The following is a 16,219-nucleotide window of genomic DNA, read 5'->3' as shown; positions in this document are numbered from 1 at the left end:
ACCCCCCTGCCAGTAGGCATCAGAGGAAACGGTGGCTACCGCTTCGCCATTCTGAATGGCCGTAATCATTTCCGGAATAGCGTCCACTCCGGAGACCTTGACGGTCCCGGCCAAGTTATGGGCCCGCAGCGCTTCGATGGCACCAATCCCCATATTGTCATTGGCCGCCCAGACCGCTTCGATGTTTGGATGTGCAATCAGGGCATTAGAGACGTGGTTATAAGCCTTGACCTTCTCCCATTCGGCGGTCTGCCAGTCCACCATCACGATATCGGGGTATTCCTCGAGCGCCCGCTGGAACCCTTCCCAGCGCTCTATGGCCGCTGCGTTACCCAACATTCCCTGCAGGGCGAACACCTCACCCTCACCACCGATGGAATCAAACAGGATTTTGGCGGTGTTGTAGCCGGAGGCCCGGTTGTCGAAAGTGACATGACTTACCCAGTAATCGAAATCGCTGACATTGACCTCCTCTGGTTTGTTCCAGAAAGTCAGGAAATACACTTCGTTTTTTTCAAGTTCCATCGCGATCGCCAGGGCATCGACCGACTGGTTAGGGTCAATAGAGAAAACCACATTCCCTCCTGACCGGGCTATCAGGGCCTTGATATCATTGAGCTGTTTTTCACTGGATCCTTCAGAGGTCTGGATTACATTGAACTCCAGAAGATCCGCCCACTCGGCGAACATTTCCGCTCCTTTGGCCCATGCAGCATGGTAGGGGTTTGCCAGACTACGGATGGCTGTGCCCAAATAGGGCCCGTCAGCAGCAAAAGCCACAGCACCGACACTGAGAATAAACACACAAGCAACGAGTAAAACCAGGATTCTTTTCACAGAACAAGCCTCCTCTTTGATTTGATAAAATTATATATCCTCGTGCATGGTCTTGTTTGTAACTGCTATTGAGACGGGTATATCAAGATTCACCTCCTTTCTCAATAATATGATTGAGTGATTCTCTACAACTCAACTTTCGCAGGACACAAAACACGCTGAAACCCTTTGTTTTACCGGATTTTCTAATGAAAACACCTCTCCTTTTTGGTGCAATTGACATAGGCGAACAAGCCGCCAATCCTCAAAAAAGAGCGGTGCCTGATGATTCCTATTTTAACAGATACCATGACCAATCGGGAGTACGCCTGATCTCATCCTTTCTCAAAGAGTTCCGAGTCAATGCCCACCTTTAGTCCGCCTCTTCGAGAAAGAGCAAGGGAGTCCCCCAGCGGGTGCTTTTCCAGCTGGTTTTTCTCCTGGTCTTCCTGGGTCGCAACCTCTCTATCTTGCTGAACTCACCAAGCACCCTCCCTTGTCCGAAAGATGCCGTCTATCGCTTCCTCCCCACCGCGTCCCTCAACTGGCCGTACATTCCTGCTCCGGCTGAGACACCCGCACTGCCTCACAGGCCATCCTCCCCTTGGTCTCTCCCCAACGCCCAGTGGGGGTGCTGGACACCACCACCTTCGAGCGGCCCCGGAGTAAGGAGGCAGAAGGGCTCCGTCGCATTTACGACTCTGCCGAAAACCGCTTCACTCGAGGGTTTCGGCTGCTCACGCTAGCGTGACTTTACTACACCTTATTCAAAAAAGTGGCTAAAAGCCAATAAGCATGGGCATTTTTAGAAACAATGGCTGTATACACTAATCCTATTTCTGTAGGGATTCAGGCTCCATATCTTCAAGCCTGCTTTCCGTAACCGGCTTGGTTTTAAAGCCGGAAAGAATGACCACTTCGGCCATGCGTACCTCAGTCAATTTGTCTATAAGAGTTTCCACGCTGGAGAACAAAAAGAGTCAGGTCTATATTATTAACATTGCTGCTCTTATCCTCATAATTCGGCTTACGAGGCAAAATGCAGTCCAAGATGGTCCTTTAAGAATCCTATGTCAAGAAAATAGACCTGACCCTCTTCGACCCCTCGGTGAGGGTGAGGATGGTCTTGGTTGTAGAATTGAAAGTAGGCCTGTAGCCCAGCGTCGAGCGCGGGCACCGAAGCATAGTCCTTGAGATAGATGTCCTCATACTTAACCGACCGCCATAGCCGTTCGATGAAGACGTTGGCCAGTGCTCGACCTCGGGGGCCATCCATGCTGATCCGGATGCTTGCGCCTTCGAGGCAGGCCGTGAACTCCCGGGCCATGAACCGCCCGCCCTGATCGGTGTTAAAGATCCCTGGCCACCCGAGCAGCAGAGCTTGCTACGGGCATCCAGGCAGAACCGGCAGTTCATGGTATCAAGCAGTATTGGATTAACCGTAAATCAGCAGTAAAATCAAAAATACCAGGCTTCCGACAGTCGCGGCTAACAGGGGGACAAACTGCTCAAGGAAGCGAACCCACAGAAGATGAGTGCCGAACATGACCACTATCCCGATAAACAAGCGGTCAAAAAAATTGGTCTCCATCGGTAAGATTCTCATGCTCTCTCCTACTCCTTGACCGCTCCAAAGGTCAAACCGGCGATAATATGTTTTTGGGCAATCCCGATAAAAATGACGGCGGGAATCAAGCTGACCATCGACACCGCGGCCATTTCCCCCCACTCAGTCCCGATAACAGTCACAAAAGCCGCCAATCCCGTGGTCATGGTCCGGGCGTTGACGCTGGTTAAGATGGAAGCAAAAAGATATTCGTTCCAGGCGAAAATCCAGGCCAAAATAGCCGTAACCATGATCCCGGGCCGGGCCAGGGGAACAATGACGTGGATCAATACCCCCCACAGGCTGCAACCGTCCATGTAGGCCGCCTCATCCAATTCCCGAGGAATGGAATCCATCATTCCTTTCAGTAGCCAAATGGCAAAAGGAAGATTGAATATACAGTAGAGAAGGATCATTCCCAGCCAGGTATCACGTATGCCCAGGCCGGTAAAAATCAAGAAGAACGGGAGAATGAACACCGCCGGCGGAGCCATCCGGTTGGTAATGGTCCAGAAAAAGAGGTTGCTGGAGCCGGGGACTCGGAATCGGGAGAAGACATAGGTGGACAATACCGCCAGGAATATGACCAGCAAGGTATTTCCGGAAGCGATAATGAGAGAATTCAAGAGAAACCGGCCATAGACGTCCTGGAAAAAAGGTCGTATATAGTTTTGAGCATGAAAGGAAGTGGGAAGCAAGTTGAAATCCCCGAATATTCCCAGCCTTGTCCGGCTGGAAACTACGAACATCCAGTAGACGGGAAACAAGGTGGCCACAGCGATTAGCGTGCAAACCACGTAAACCAGCGTCATCCGCAAAGTTTTCTTTTTAATCCCCATTCAGGTCGCCTCCCGGGACGCCGTAATAAACGTCAGCAATAGCCAGCACAACACTATAGTGAGGTAAAGCAGAAAAAGCGAAATAGCCGAACCGTACCCGTAGTTCATCGCAACTATCACCTGCCTGACCACATGGATACTGACAAAACGGGTAGCCATGCCGGGACCACCGCCGGTGAGCATCCAGACCTCATCGAAAGCCCGGAAAGCATCCATGATCCGTATAAACAAGATGGTCAGCATAATTGGTTTCAACAGGGGAAGAGTCACATAGCGGAGAACCTGCCAGCGATTGGCTCCGTCAACCAGAGAGGCCTCGTAAGGTTCTTTGGGAAGGACCGAAAGGCCGGCCATGAAAGCCAAGGTCACAAAGGGCGTCCACTGCCAGACATTCATCAGTACGGTGGTCCAGAAAGCCTGGCTGGCGTGGAGGCCGATATTGTAATCAAAACCCAACTGACGGAGGGCGATGGGCAAAGGGCCGATGTCGGGATTAGTCATTAAAACCCATATGGCCCCAACACTGATGGGAGCCATGGCCAAAGGAAGGCTCATGATGGTCCGGAATATTCCCTTTCCCTTGAAGCTCAGGTTCAGGAAATTGGCGATGAGAAGGCCCAGTGGTATTTGTATGGCACAACAGAGGGCCACAAAAAGCAGACTCAGCCTGAGCGACCTCAAGAAGTGGGGGTCAAAGACCAGCCGCCGAAAGTTCTCGAAGCCGGTATACACCATTTCTACCCGGGCAAAGAGACTGTGCCGGAACATGCTCAAATAAAGGATGTAGAAAACAGGAATAACGCCGATAAAAATCAAGATGGCAAATGTGGGGGCTAAAAACCCCCACATTTGCGCTTTATTCTGTCTCAATGCGCAACCTCCCCAAGAACAGATCAGTACCCAAGATCTACCATTAAGAGGTCGACTTCTCTGGCTAGGTTATCCAAGGCCTCTTCCGGTGTGACTTCTCCAACTACTGCCCTGGCAATCCAGCTGAAGTACAATTCATTCAGGGGACGGTGCATGGGGAGATTCGGAGCGCCGGCAAACAGATGCCCCTGATCTCTGAGCATGGTAAAATAGCCGCCCATCAACGGATCAAGTTCCAGCACCAGAGGATCCTCGAAGGTGGAAGTACGGACCACCCGGGTTCCCAGTCTGGCAAACTCACCCTGCCATTCCTTACGGGCTACAAACTGCATGAACAACCAGGCGGCTTCCTTGTTCCTGGAGCTGTGGGGGATACCCAGGGCTCCGCCGTCATAGTAACCAATATAGCCTTCGCCTATTTCCGCTGCTTCCATAACTCCCGGTTTAGTCGGAGGCAACGCCACACCGATCTTGCCCACCACGGCGGAACGCTCCTCATCCGTAGCCCACCAACCCAGGTTTTCCAGATAGATCACGCCCTGGGCGATTATTCCCGCTCCAAAGGTTGCCGCGGTCTCATCCCAGGTATAGGTCCGTACTCCGGGCGGCGCATAGTCGAGCATCTCCACATACCAGCGCAGGGCTTCCTTGGCCAAGTCGCTGTTGAGTTCACCACCGTGTTCCACACTGGCCCGCATGGTTTCCAGGTTGATCCCCCAGTTGTAAAGACCCCAGGCCGGCCAGATGGTTTCTTTCAGCTCATACCCTAGGGCGGGATGGGTTTTAGCCTGGGCGACGTGTCCGAAAATTTCGACACCTTGTTCCTTACCCCAACTGGTAAAGAACCTGGCGATATCGGTGTACTGTTCCCAAGTTGTAGGAACTGCCAGTTCATAGCCATACTCAGCCAGGAAAGCCGCCTGGATGTCGGGATCGCCAAACAGGTCGGTGCGATAGACGTAGGACTTCAGGAAGGCTTCGAAAGGCAAGCCAAAGAGGTTGCCCTCGGCATCCTTGAAGTAGTCGATAAATGTCGTGAAGTCATCTATATCCAGGGCGGGCTCAGTAATCGCGGGGTTAGCGATGAATGGTCCCAGATCGGTCAACCATCCCTGTGCCAGGTAGGCGTAAATGATATCCTGTTCCACATAAACGAAGTCGTATATGCCGGTTGCCGCCTCCATGTCGTGGATAGCCTTGGTGTACATCTCGTCCCAGGAGGTGACCTCGAACTCAACGTTGATGCCGGTCAATTCCTCAAACTGAGGAATGGCGACATCCATCACGACGCGGGACGGAGGGGTGCTCTCGGAAATACCGGTAATGGTGACTCCCTGGAATGGTTCGGCCGCTTCCCGCCACCAATCCGGATTGGCGACCTGAGCAAAGGCAAAGGTTGATGCCACCAGAACAAAAACAACCGCTAAAGGTAAACACAGCTTCTTCATGAACAATTCCTCCTCTTTTCTTTTTCTTGTTTTTTCTTGTTTTTTGAGCTAAAACCACCCACCGCCTCTCTTCCAACCGTCTTTTTCCGATCACCTCACTTTCTCATGGCCACTCCTACCAAACTGTATATCCTCCATCCATGACCAGAATACTTCCAGTCAGGTAGCTGGAGGCCGGGGAGGCTAAAAAGACGCAGGGGGCCTTGATTTCTTCCGGCCGACCCAGGCGTCGCATGGGAGTATAGCTTTTCCAAGCTTCCGCGTAGTCGGGTAGTTTTTTCAGAAGGTCTTCGATCAGTTGAGTCTGCATATACCCAGGGGCGAGCGCGTTGACCCGGACATTATGCTTAGCCCATTCCAGAGCCAAAGAGCGGGTGAGCATGATCACTGCGCTTTTTGAGGCATTATAGTGGGATTGGCACTGGGGATAGTTGACGGCGATTCCGGACATGGAAGCGATGTTGACGATACTACCTTGTTTTCGTTTGATCATTTCCCGGCCCACTACCTGACAGGAGAGAAAAACCCCATTGAGGTTGATATCCAGAACCCACTTCCAGTCTTCTTCGGATATCTCTTCGGCGGCACACCACTGACCGACTCCAGCGGAAGTGACCAGGACATCGATTTGGCCGAACCGGTCCATAACTGATTGAGTCATGGCTTCGAGATCACTTTTCCGGGTTACGTCCACCGTAACGGCAAACGACTCCACGCCAAGAGTGCTAAGGCGCTCACTGACCAGCCGGGCCTTTTCGGGATTTTTGTCGGCGACGACCACATGCGCCCCGGCCTCCGCCAATCCGACTGCCATTTCCTCTCCCAGGCCCTGCGCACCACCGGTCACAATCGCTACATGTTCGGTCAGGCTGAACATTTCCTTTACATGCACGATAAGGCCTCCCTTATAAATACATATACATTGTCATTGTAAACTACGTTCCGGCGCTCCTGCGGAAAAACCTTGTGGGATAATCCTCTATCGGCTGGCGGTATCTTTTACCTTCGCGCACCAAGCCTTCTTCTCGATTCTGCGATCTATGTTCTCTATAGCTGGCTTCAGTAGCTCAGGTTCTCTTTGTTACGTAGAAGTCCGAAAAACTATTGTCATCAGGGGATTCGGACAAAAGATACGATGATCGACGAAATGGTCGGGGAGAGCGGATTTGAACCGCCGACCACTCGCACCCCAAGCGAGTACGCTATCCAGGCTGCGCCACTCCCCGACATTTTCCCCTTCCTTACCCATCAAATTTATATCAAATCGGGGCAATCCTGTCAACATTTCAACGTTTATAGAGCACCCCGCCCGGCTCTTCCCGGATAAGGCCTTGCAATTCAAGCTCGATGAGAATCCGAAAGAAGGTGCCGCCCCCCAGGCCGCTTTTCTCCAGAAGTTCCCCCTTGGACGTTCCGGTATACTCGATCCGAGACAGGATATTCATCTCCTCCGGGGACAGCTCAATCCCTTCCGCAGGTTCGGCTCGGGCCAAAAAGGCCTGCTCCGGCCGACCCAAGGCCGCCCTGACGTCTTCCACGTTCAACACACACAAGGCCCCCTGGGCGATGAGCCGATTGGTTCCCTCACTCTGCCGGGAGGTAACCGGACCAGGAACCGCCATGACCTCCCGTCCTTGCTCCAGAGCGAAATCAGCGGTGATCAATGCGCCGCTACGCATAGGAGCTTCCACCACGAGCACTCCCCGGCTCATTCCACTGATCAGGCGGTTACGCACCGGAAAGTTCTCCCGGCGGGGCCCGGTATCCGGCGGGTATTCGCTGACAATCGCCCCGCCACCTTTAACGATAGCTTCGGCAAGCCGGACGTGCGCCGCCGGATAAACGACATTGATCCCGGTCCCCAACACCGCGACCGTTTTCCCTCCGGATGCCAGAGCTCCCCGATGTGCCTCTCCGTCAATGCCTGATGCCATACCGCTGACCACCACCATCTCTTTTTCGGCAAGTATCCGGCAAAAATCAAAGGCGATTTTCCGGCCGTAGGGAGTCGGCCGGCGAGTCCCCACTACAGCCAGGGGGAGGTAGGTATTAAGACAGGAGAGATCTCCTTTCACGTAGAGGAGGCAGGGTGGCTGAGGAATAATATTCAGAAGCGTTGGAAAATGGCCGCTTCCGTTGATCAGGATGTCGATACCCCGCTGGTGGAGATCGCTCAAGACCCTTTCCGGATCGATTTTCCGGCGTTCCCGGCTAAGTACAGCAGCCAACCGGTCGCCCAGAACTTCCCCAAGTTCTTTTTCCGGCGCCTCCCAGGCCGCGTGCGCACTTCCGAAAACTTCCTTAAGACGGCGAAAACGGACCGGCCCAATGCCCCGGATCCGGGTAAAGGCGACCCAGTAGGGTAAATCGTTCATCGTCATCCGTCCAGAAGCTTCCGGTCGAGCGTCCGGTATTGCACCGCTTCGGCCACCTGGTCGATACCGATCAATTCCATCTCGGCCAGATCGGCGATCGTCCGGGCGACCTTCAAAACCCGGTGATATCCCCGGGCGCTCATGGCCAGATTTTCCATGGCTCTTTCCAGAAACTTCTTCGCCTTGTCGTCACACCGACAATGGGTTTTCACATGGCGGGCCTTCATGTCTCCATTAACCCTGATGCTGCGCTCCCTCAGACGGGAGTTCTGAATCGCTCGGGCTCTTTCCACCCGCTTTCGAACTGTTTCGGAACTCTCTTCCTGGTTCTCCGAGGCGATTTCGCTATACTCCAAGCGAGGAATTTCCACCTGGAGGTCAATCCGGTCCAATAGCGGCCCGGAGAGTTTCCCCCGGTATCGCGCAACAGCTGGGAAAGAACAGGTGCAAGGGCGTTTGCTGTCTCCCAGATAGCCACAGGGACAAGGATTACAGGAAAGCACCAGCATGAAACGGGCCGGATAGGTGGCTTGAGAGTTAGCCCGGGAAATGGTGATTCTCCCTTCCTCCAGGGGCTCCCGCAACGCTTCGAGAACGTTTCGGCGAAACTCCAGGACCTCGTCGAGAAAAAGCACCCCGTGGTGCGCAAGGCTGATCTCGCCGGGTCTCGGCCATTGTCCCCCACCAATCAGAGCCACATCGGAAATGGTATGGTGTGGAGAACGCACCGGGCGGACAGTAACCAGCGGCCGGTCATCATGTAAATAGCCACCGACTGAATGGATTTTAGTTACTTCGATCGCCTCCTCCAGGGAAAGGAGAGGAAGAATCGAGGGAAGTCGCCGGGCCAGCATGGTTTTTCCGGATCCCGGGGCACCGATAAACAAGAGATGATGGCCGCCGGCCGCAGCTATCTCCAGCGCTCGTTTCCCGTGCCGCTGCCCCTTGACCTCCCGGAGGTCCTCCTCATCTTCACCCACCCGGGTGAACCAGCGCGCCACCTCCACCTGGACCGGTTCGACCGCTCTTTTTCCTTCCAGAACATCACACAACTCCACCAGTGTCCCGAAGCCGTAAACGTCCACCCCTCCGGCGACCGCCCCTTCGCGGGCGTTGTCCCGGCTTACAAATAGCGCATGACCATCCCTCTCTTTTCCCAAGGTGTGCGCGACCGGTAAAACCCCTTTCACGGGCTTGATTTCCCCAGATAAGGATAATTCCCCCATGAAAACCCTTTTCCCGGGACTGATGGAGATTTGTTCGGTAGCCGAGAGAATTCCGCAGGCAATCGGTAAATCGAAATCGCTTCCGCTTTTTTTCAGAGATGCCGGCGCGAGATTGACCGTGATTTTCCTGGCCGGAAAGGTGAATCCACTGTTTTTAATCGCGCTGCGGACCCGCTCACGCGCCTCCTGCACGGCGGTATCCGGCAAACCGACAATATTGAACGCCGGCAAACCGGTTCCGACATCGACTTCAACCTCCACCAGCCGGGCATCGATCCCAATGGTGGTCACTCCCATAACCCTGGCGAGCAACGCGACATCCCCCTTTACCGATGTTCCGTTTGATCTTGCCTTTCTCTCAGCGGGTGAGACACTCTGTGTCCAACAATGGATTTCATTGCCGATATAAAACTACAATTTTCCCCGGCAAGCTCTGTGGCGGAACTTATCCAGGACGGTGTGGCCCGGGAAGGTGATAAGTTCTGCATCCGTATTGCCGGTTTGTCCCCCTCAGGCCATCTGTACTTCGACGTTATCGGCCACGCCTCCCATAATGGTATAGGTTCCCGGAAGAGTTTGGAGAATTGAGGCCGGAACCAGCGTGTTCACTGGTCCATGAGCGCTCAGCCTGGCGATGAAACGTTGCCAGCTCACGCCCCCGCCCAGATAGCCGTCCAGCCAGAAACTCCGACTCCGGGCGCCGGTGATCTGGGCCGGTCCGATGGTATTGGCTTTGGGCGGCACCCAGGACCAGTCACCACTGAAGGAATGCAGGGCGTTTTGCATGATGGTCATGGGATGGAGTTCCACCAGGCGAGGACCTGCCTTTTTGAACGATTCCAAATCGTCTCCGAACTCGTGACCCAGGTGGGCTTCCCAGAAGGCGATATGCGCGCACCAGCCCACACCGCCGTAACAACAATCGGCTCCTCCCAGATCATCAATCATTTTCCCATAATCAGGCAAGGCCTCTTTGGTGGGGAAGTGTATCTGGGAGGCAGGGGGACGGAACTCGGGATCGATCCGGTAAAAGAAGTTTTCCCACATCGCTTTCTGGAAAGAGCCCGGCCAATCGACCGGAGCGCTGTTGCCCGCCTCGTCGGCATACTCGTCCATGTTGAACGTATGGAGATGGGAGAGAGATATGCGGAGTTCGTTGATGATCGTACTCGCGTAGGCATACTGGGGCATAGGTCCGACCGGGAGTATCAGCACCAGCCTGCGGTTCTCGTCCCGGGCTTTCACTATCCGGGTCACCAGATCCATAGCAAAGGCAAAATAAAATTCTTCCCGGTCTTCGATCACTCGAATGTGAAAATCCGGGTTGGCGTGTCGGGTGATTTCCTCCTTTTTGATCGAACGCACCCGCTCACACACCGCGACGTCCCGAAAAGAAATAAATTGCGACAATCCGTACTGAAAGGCCATTTACCTACCTCCTGATTCAATATCGTAATGGGTGATTGGTGATCAGTGATGGGTGGATACCGGTTTCTCAATCGGTTTTTCCGCCATGCTTCCGAACCGGTCGATCCGGTTCAACTCCCAGGCTTGTTCTCGAAAGGCACTGAATTCAGCAAGCAGTTCTTCCCGGAGAACACGATTACTTGCCAGGACCGTCCGGCTTTCCGGCGTCCACGAGGCCCCGGTCAACTCACTGACCACGCCTCCCGCTTCCTGGATCAGGCAAACTCCAGCTGCGATGTCGTAAAAGGATATGCCCAGCTGGAAATATCCCTCCAGACGCCCGCTCGCGACCGAGGCGGCGCCCAGCGCAGCCGACCCCAGGGCGCGCAGGGCCTGGCTGCGGCAAAGGATCCGGGAATATACCGGCATCATGATCCCACAACGGTTCTGGTCATGCGGAAAACCGGTACCCAGGAGCGCCCGGTGAAGGCGTTTCTCCCCGGTCACCTGGATTGGCCGACCGTTCAGAAAGGCACCCCCTCTCTCCAGCGCCCAGAAGGTTTCCCGATGCGTCGGTGAATCGATTACTCCCACCACCGGCTTTCCCTCCCGGTAGTAGGCAATCGACACAGTGTATCCGGGAAGTCCATGGATAAAATTGGTGGTCCCGTCGATCGGATCCACCACCCAAGTAGAGGAAAAATCCTCAAGCCGGTATCCGCTTTCCTCCCCCCATAACCCATCACCGGGAAATTCAGCGTGCAGAACGGAAAAAATGATTTCCTGAACGCTTTTATCGACGTCGGTAACCAGGTCGATAGGACTTGATTTCTCCTCGATGCGGCCAATGCGTCCCTGTTTCTCGACCAGCAAGGCCCCACACTGCCGGGCTACACTGATAGCGGTTTCCAGACGCCGAGTGAGATCAGTCACCATGTCTCATTCCCCCAGGCAGATCCCGGTGGAGCGAGCGACAGACAAGAACTCGGAATCCAGAGGAACAGTCTTCAGTTTTTCAATGCCCCGCGCCAGGGGCAAAGGCACAATACTTGAGCCCACCAGGGCGGGGAAATAGCCGAATTGACCATGGGCCGCTATTTCCGCCGCTGCGGTACCGAAGCGGGTGGCCAAGACCCGGTCGAAGGCCGTAGGGGTGCCACCCCGCTGGAGATGCCCCAAGATGACCATCCTGGTTTCGAGAGAAATCCGTTCCTCGATTTCCCGGCTGACCAGCATACTCACACCGCCCAGGCGGATATGGTCATGACTTTCCTCGACTCGCTGGCGGACGACCATCTCTCCCTCCCGGGGATGCGCTCCTTCGGCGACCACAACGATACTGAAGGTTTTTCCCGCATCGATCCGCTGATTGATAAACCGGCAGACGGCATCTATATCATAGGGAATTTCGGGAATCAGGATCACGTCGCCCCCACCGGCGATTCCGCCGTATAGAGCGATCCACCCGGCGTATCGTCCCATCACCTCCACCACGATGACCCGATGATGGGATTGAGCGGTAGTATGCAGGCGGTCGATCGCTTCGGTCACCACATGGACCGCCGTATCGAACCCGAAGGTAAGGTCGGTGCCGTTAAGGTCGTTGTCTATGGTTTTGGGGACGCCGACGATTGAAAGACCCGCGTTCATCAAGTCCCGGCTGATCTGGAAGGTGCCGTCGCCTCCAATACAGATCAGAGCCTGGATCTCCATCTGGTGATAATTATCAATCGCTTTCCGGGAGTAGTCATGAAAAACGATTTTTCCCTCCTCCCGGACCGGGTAGCGGAAGGGGTTAGCCTTGTTCGAAGCACCAAGAATGGTCCCTCCCAAAGCGAGAATACCCGAGACATCCTTATAAAACAACTTACGCCACTTGCCTTCCACCAAGCCCTCAAAGCCGTTCAAAATTCCCAGCACTTCCAGGTCATAGTCGAGAATGGCCTTCTTAACGGCCCCCCGAATCACCGCGTTGATGCCCGGACAATCCCCTCCCCCGCTGAGGATCCCGATTCGACGGATTTTCAAGCGCATCTCCTCCTCTCTTCAGGTGTTTTTCAAAAGGAAGTATACCATCCCCGGCAAGTCCTTGGCTTTCATTTCCCCACCCGGCGCGGGTAAACCGCTTGCCCCCGTTGCGGAGAACCGCTACTTCTCATACAATACGTAGAGAAAGGAATCTATACATGCTCCGGCGCACATTTTGTCACATTCCCGGTATTGGAGACAAAATCGAACAACGAGTCTGGAAGGAAGGGATCCTTTCCTGGTCCGACGCCCTGTGGAACACCGCTTTCCAGGCTTGTCTTCCCCGCGGCTTGACCGGCCTAGCCGAAGGCGCCCTTCTCCGGTCCCAGGAGCACCTTGAAAACGGGAACATCCACTTCTTTCGGTCGAATCTCCGTCATTTCTACCGCTGGCGGCTCTTTCCCGATTTTCGGGAAAAAACCGTTTTTCTGGATATCGAAACGACCGGCATACCCCCACCGGATGATCGTATCACTCTAATCACCCTCTTCGACGGCTATAAAATAAAAATCTACATACAGGGAATCAATTTAGGGGACTTTGCCAATGACATCATGCAATACCAGGTCATCATTACTTTCAACGGCAAATGTTTCGATATACCGTTCATAGAGAGAGACCTGGATATACGGCTACCCCAAGTGCACCTCGACTTACGCTTTATCCTGAAAAGCCTCGGATTATCGGGAGGATTGAAGATCTGCGAAAAGGCCATCGGAATCGACCGGGGAGACCTGGCTGGAGTGGATGGCTTCACCGCCGTGTTGCTTTGGCAAAAATACCAGGAAGGGTGCGGCGAGGCCCTGGAAACCCTCATCGCCTATAACGTGGAAGACACGGTTAACCTGGAAAAACTAATGGTTTATGCTTATAACCGGAAAGTGAAGGATCTGGAATTTTCTGACCTGATTCTACCCGAACCTCATAAACGGATAATTCTACCCTATACGATCAACCGGGAAATTCTCAACGAAATCTTCCACGAAAGACTGCGCCGATACGGAAAAAGGACTTGGGAACTGGTCGACGGCTAAAGACTCTCCCGGTAACTCAGGGCGTACCGGCTGGCCCAGCGGCAGGCTTCTTTCATGCTATGCTCGTTGGCCGTTCCCTTCCCCGCCAGATCAAACGCCGTTCCGTGGTCAGGAGAGGTCCGGATGAAGGGCAGTCCCAGGGTTACGCTGACCGTGCCGTAAAAATCGATACACTTGGTGGCGATATGCCCCTGGTCATGATAAAGAGAGAGTACCGCGTCGTATTTCCCCTGGTAAGCGAACCAGAAAATCGAATCGGCGGGATACGGTCCGCTGACCTCCATCCCGTGGCGGCGGGCTTCCGCCACAGCCGGCTCCAACTCGTCTTGTTCTTCCCTACCGATCAACCCTCCTTCTCCGGCATGGGGGTTGAGGGCCGCAACGGCAATCCGGGGTGCGGCCAGACCCAAACGGCGTAGATAACCGTACATGTCTTTTAGAAACCGGATCACCGGTTCACGGCGGACCTCCTCGATGGCTCGGGATAGAGAGAGATGACGGGTGAGAAAGAATACCCGCAGGTCTTTGACCTGGAACATGGTCAATGCCCGGTCGCTGCCGGTCAGTTCCTGGAATATTTCGGTATGTCCGATAAAGGGCACCTCCGCTTGGTGAAGAGCCTCCTTGTTGATCGGCGCAGTGGAAATCGCATCGACCAGTCCTTCCCGGGCCAGTTCGATCGCTTTTTTAATGGACTGGAAAGCAGAGAGCCCAGCCGAGGCCCGCACGGTCCCCCATTCCAACAGGTGCGGCGTCTTATCGGAAATATCGATATAGGCTGGAGCCAGGGATTCTCTGTTCCAATCCCCTTCTTCCCAGGAAATGGCCGGTCCGGTTAAACGCTCCGCTTCCCGAAGCACCATACGGTCACCAATAACCAGAGGTTTCGCCGGGAAGTCCCAGGAGCGTAAGGTTTTCACGATGATTTCCGGCCCGATGCCGTTTGGGTCTCCCATCGTGAGGGCTACGACCGGTATGTTCATGAAAGGCACTCCCTGCGGAATTTCGCCAGCCGCCGGACCCCTTCGGTAACCTCGTCTTCCCGCCGGCAGAAAGACAAACGGGCAAACCCTTCCCCGCCTTGACCGAAAGTATCGCCAGGGGCCAGGGCGACACAGGTTTTCTGTAGGACGGTCTTACACCACTCCAGAGAACTTATCCCAAACTCCCGGATATCGATCCAGATATAGTACCCCCCCCGAGGCCGGTAATAGGTATACCCGCCTTCGTCGAGAAGCCGAAGGGCCAGGCGCCGGTTGTGGTCATAGGAAGCCACCATATGGAGAACCAGTTGCCGGGGCATGTCCAGCGCGGCTTCGGCGGCCTTCTGACCGATATGCGAGGTGCAGGCGATAAGATATTCTTCGACCTTCATCAGGTGTGAAGCCAGGTGCACCGGCACCACCATATAGGCCACCCTCCACCCAGTCAAGGCATAGGTCTTAGAAAAGGAAAAAATACTGACCAGCCGTTCCGGGGGAACGAATTTGAACATCGGCTGGTGGGTTCCCTCATAGACATAGTGTTCATAGGCCTCGTCAGAAACGACCAGGAGATTGAATTCTTCGGACAATCGGGCGAATTCTTCCATCACCTGGGCCGGAAAGACCACCCCCAGAGGGTTGGAGGGCGAATTGACCAGAATGATCCGGGTGCGGGGGGTGATGCTGGTTCGAATTTCGGAAAAATCAGGCAGATAGTCATTTTCCTGGCGGAGAAAGTAGCGGTTGATCCGCCCACCGCATAGTTCCACCTGAGAAAAGTGGTTGGTGAATCCCGGATCGGGCACCAGCACATCGTCACCGGGTTCCAGCATGGCCCGAAAAACCACCACCGTTCCAAAAAGTGAACCGGGAAGGATCATCACCTGCTCCAAGTCGGTTTCCCATCCCTTTTCACTCTTCAATTGCCTGACAATCGCTTCCCGCAGAGAAGGAATGCCAATGGTTGGAGTATATTTGACTTCCCCGCGGCTAAAGAATTCCTGTAGGCGTTCAATAACGAAGGGTGGGGTGGAAAAGTGCGGTTCTCCCATTTCCAGGTGAATCGCACCCTGGATGCACAAAGCCATACCCATCAGTTCCCGGATTCCGGAGCGGGGAAGCCGGCAAACATATTCTGAAGCTTTGACCATAATATCCTCCCGGTGAATAAAACTGTGATCATTGAACGGTGGTCGGAGTTGATGAGAATCCCCTGCCTGCTTGCATCTGCGCAGGCACCGAAGAGCTCAAATGCTCCTGTTTTCGTTCACGGCACCCCTTCTTTGTCGAGATCATTCTGACCTCTGATATTCGCCGCTGACTCACTATCGCTTTCAAGCGGGCTATCCGACTCCCCCCACCGCCCTATTGAATATCCTTGGTTGGCTTGAAATGGAACTCAACCTCATGCTCAAAGAGATTGACATTCGGAACCATGGACACGACATAGCGGAGGCTTTCGCTAATCTCCTTGGCGACGATGACTCCGTTTACCTCGCGATTCCTTCCAATCGTCTGCTTCACCCCACCCATGTATCGGGTGACCGCTTCCCCCGCATCGGGGGACGGACGATCACCCCATGCGCA

General features: G+C 54.3%; 15 protein-coding genes, 1 tRNA gene and 1 pseudogene. 1 reads left to right on the top strand and 16 read right to left on the bottom strand.

Features of this window, described 5'->3' with window-relative positions; all coding sequences use genetic code 11:
- The 13 genes and pseudogenes from VLH40_10200 to VLH40_10140 all read right to left on the bottom strand — a co-directional run.
- A partial coding sequence (locus VLH40_10200) for a sugar ABC transporter substrate-binding protein (protein HSV32369.1) occupies nucleotides 1–837 on the bottom strand: 837 nt, incomplete at its 3' end.
- A 1,006-nt stretch (nucleotides 838–1,843) separates the two neighbouring features.
- A pseudogene (locus VLH40_10195) lies at nucleotides 1,844–2,185 on the bottom strand (integrase core domain-containing protein).
- A gap of 66 nt (nucleotides 2,186–2,251) precedes the next feature.
- Nucleotides 2,252–2,422, bottom strand: coding sequence for a hypothetical protein (locus tag VLH40_10190; GenBank protein ID HSV32368.1), 171 nt, complete (start codon nucleotides 2,420–2,422; stop codon nucleotides 2,252–2,254).
- An 8-nt stretch (nucleotides 2,423–2,430) separates the two neighbouring features.
- Nucleotides 2,431–3,261 carry a carbohydrate ABC transporter permease gene (locus VLH40_10185; GenBank protein HSV32367.1) on the bottom strand — a complete coding sequence of 277 codons (831 nt, stop codon included), beginning with the start codon at nucleotides 3,259–3,261 and terminating at the stop codon, nucleotides 2,431–2,433.
- Nucleotides 3,262–4,131: a sugar ABC transporter permease gene (locus VLH40_10180; GenBank protein HSV32366.1), complete on the bottom strand. Its 870-nt coding sequence runs from the start codon at nucleotides 4,129–4,131 to the stop codon at nucleotides 3,262–3,264.
- 23 nt (nucleotides 4,132–4,154) lie between these two features.
- Nucleotides 4,155–5,579 carry an extracellular solute-binding protein gene (locus tag VLH40_10175; protein HSV32365.1) on the bottom strand — a complete coding sequence of 475 codons (1,425 nt, stop codon included), beginning with the start codon at nucleotides 5,577–5,579 and terminating at the stop codon, nucleotides 4,155–4,157.
- A gap of 115 nt (nucleotides 5,580–5,694) precedes the next feature.
- Nucleotides 5,695–6,471, bottom strand: a complete 777-nt coding sequence (locus VLH40_10170) for a glucose 1-dehydrogenase (GenBank protein HSV32364.1) — start codon at nucleotides 6,469–6,471, stop codon at nucleotides 5,695–5,697.
- A 256-nt stretch (nucleotides 6,472–6,727) separates the two neighbouring features.
- A tRNA-Pro gene (locus VLH40_10165) sits at nucleotides 6,728–6,805 on the bottom strand.
- Between the two features lie 60 nt (nucleotides 6,806–6,865).
- Nucleotides 6,866–7,954: a DNA-processing protein DprA gene (gene dprA / locus VLH40_10160; GenBank protein HSV32363.1), complete on the bottom strand. Its 1,089-nt coding sequence runs from the start codon at nucleotides 7,952–7,954 to the stop codon at nucleotides 6,866–6,868.
- A 2-nt stretch (nucleotides 7,955–7,956) separates the two neighbouring features.
- Nucleotides 7,957–9,492 carry a YifB family Mg chelatase-like AAA ATPase gene (locus tag VLH40_10155; protein HSV32362.1) on the bottom strand — a complete coding sequence of 512 codons (1,536 nt, stop codon included), beginning with the start codon at nucleotides 9,490–9,492 and terminating at the stop codon, nucleotides 7,957–7,959.
- Nucleotides 9,493–9,690: 198 nt separating this feature from the next.
- Nucleotides 9,691–10,608: a hypothetical protein gene (locus tag VLH40_10150; GenBank protein HSV32361.1), complete on the bottom strand. Its 918-nt coding sequence runs from the start codon at nucleotides 10,606–10,608 to the stop codon at nucleotides 9,691–9,693.
- Between the two features lie 42 nt (nucleotides 10,609–10,650).
- Complete coding sequence (locus VLH40_10145; GenBank protein HSV32360.1) at nucleotides 10,651–11,523, bottom strand: inositol monophosphatase family protein; 873 nt, start codon at nucleotides 11,521–11,523, stop codon at nucleotides 10,651–10,653.
- 3 nt (nucleotides 11,524–11,526) lie between these two features.
- Nucleotides 11,527–12,615, bottom strand: coding sequence for an ATP-dependent 6-phosphofructokinase (locus VLH40_10140; protein HSV32359.1), 1,089 nt, complete (start codon nucleotides 12,613–12,615; stop codon nucleotides 11,527–11,529).
- Between the two features lie 158 nt (nucleotides 12,616–12,773).
- Between VLH40_10140 and VLH40_10135 the strand changes: the two genes are divergently transcribed.
- Nucleotides 12,774–13,649 carry a ribonuclease H-like domain-containing protein gene (locus VLH40_10135; protein ID HSV32358.1) on the top strand — a complete coding sequence of 292 codons (876 nt, stop codon included), beginning with the start codon at nucleotides 12,774–12,776 and terminating at the stop codon, nucleotides 13,647–13,649.
- Here the strand turns inward: VLH40_10135 and pdxA are convergent.
- The 3 genes from pdxA to VLH40_10120 all read right to left on the bottom strand — a co-directional run bounded on the left by pdxA (nucleotide 13,646) and on the right by VLH40_10120 (nucleotide 16,165).
- Nucleotides 13,646–14,632, bottom strand: coding sequence for a 4-hydroxythreonine-4-phosphate dehydrogenase PdxA (gene pdxA / locus VLH40_10130; GenBank protein HSV32357.1), 987 nt, complete (start codon nucleotides 14,630–14,632; stop codon nucleotides 13,646–13,648). The two genes, VLH40_10135 and pdxA, sit on opposite strands and share 4 nt — an antisense overlap.
- On the bottom strand, nucleotides 14,629–15,783 hold the full coding sequence (locus VLH40_10125) for a pyridoxal phosphate-dependent aminotransferase (protein HSV32356.1): 1,155 nt from the start codon (nucleotides 15,781–15,783) through the stop codon (nucleotides 14,629–14,631). The genes pdxA and VLH40_10125 overlap by 4 nt, the downstream gene beginning before the upstream one ends.
- Before the next feature lie 214 nt (nucleotides 15,784–15,997).
- A complete protein-coding gene (locus VLH40_10120) occupies nucleotides 15,998–16,165 on the bottom strand; it encodes a hypothetical protein (GenBank protein ID HSV32355.1) in 168 nt (55 codons plus the stop codon).
- Nucleotides 16,166–16,219: the final 54 nt, after the last annotated feature.

It is taken from the genome of Atribacteraceae bacterium, from assembly GCA_035477455.1.
GTDB lineage: Bacteria > Atribacterota > Atribacteria > Atribacterales > Atribacteraceae > DATIKP01.
Note: the sequence above shows the minus strand (reverse complement) of the source record. Positions and strands in the feature narration are given on the sequence as shown.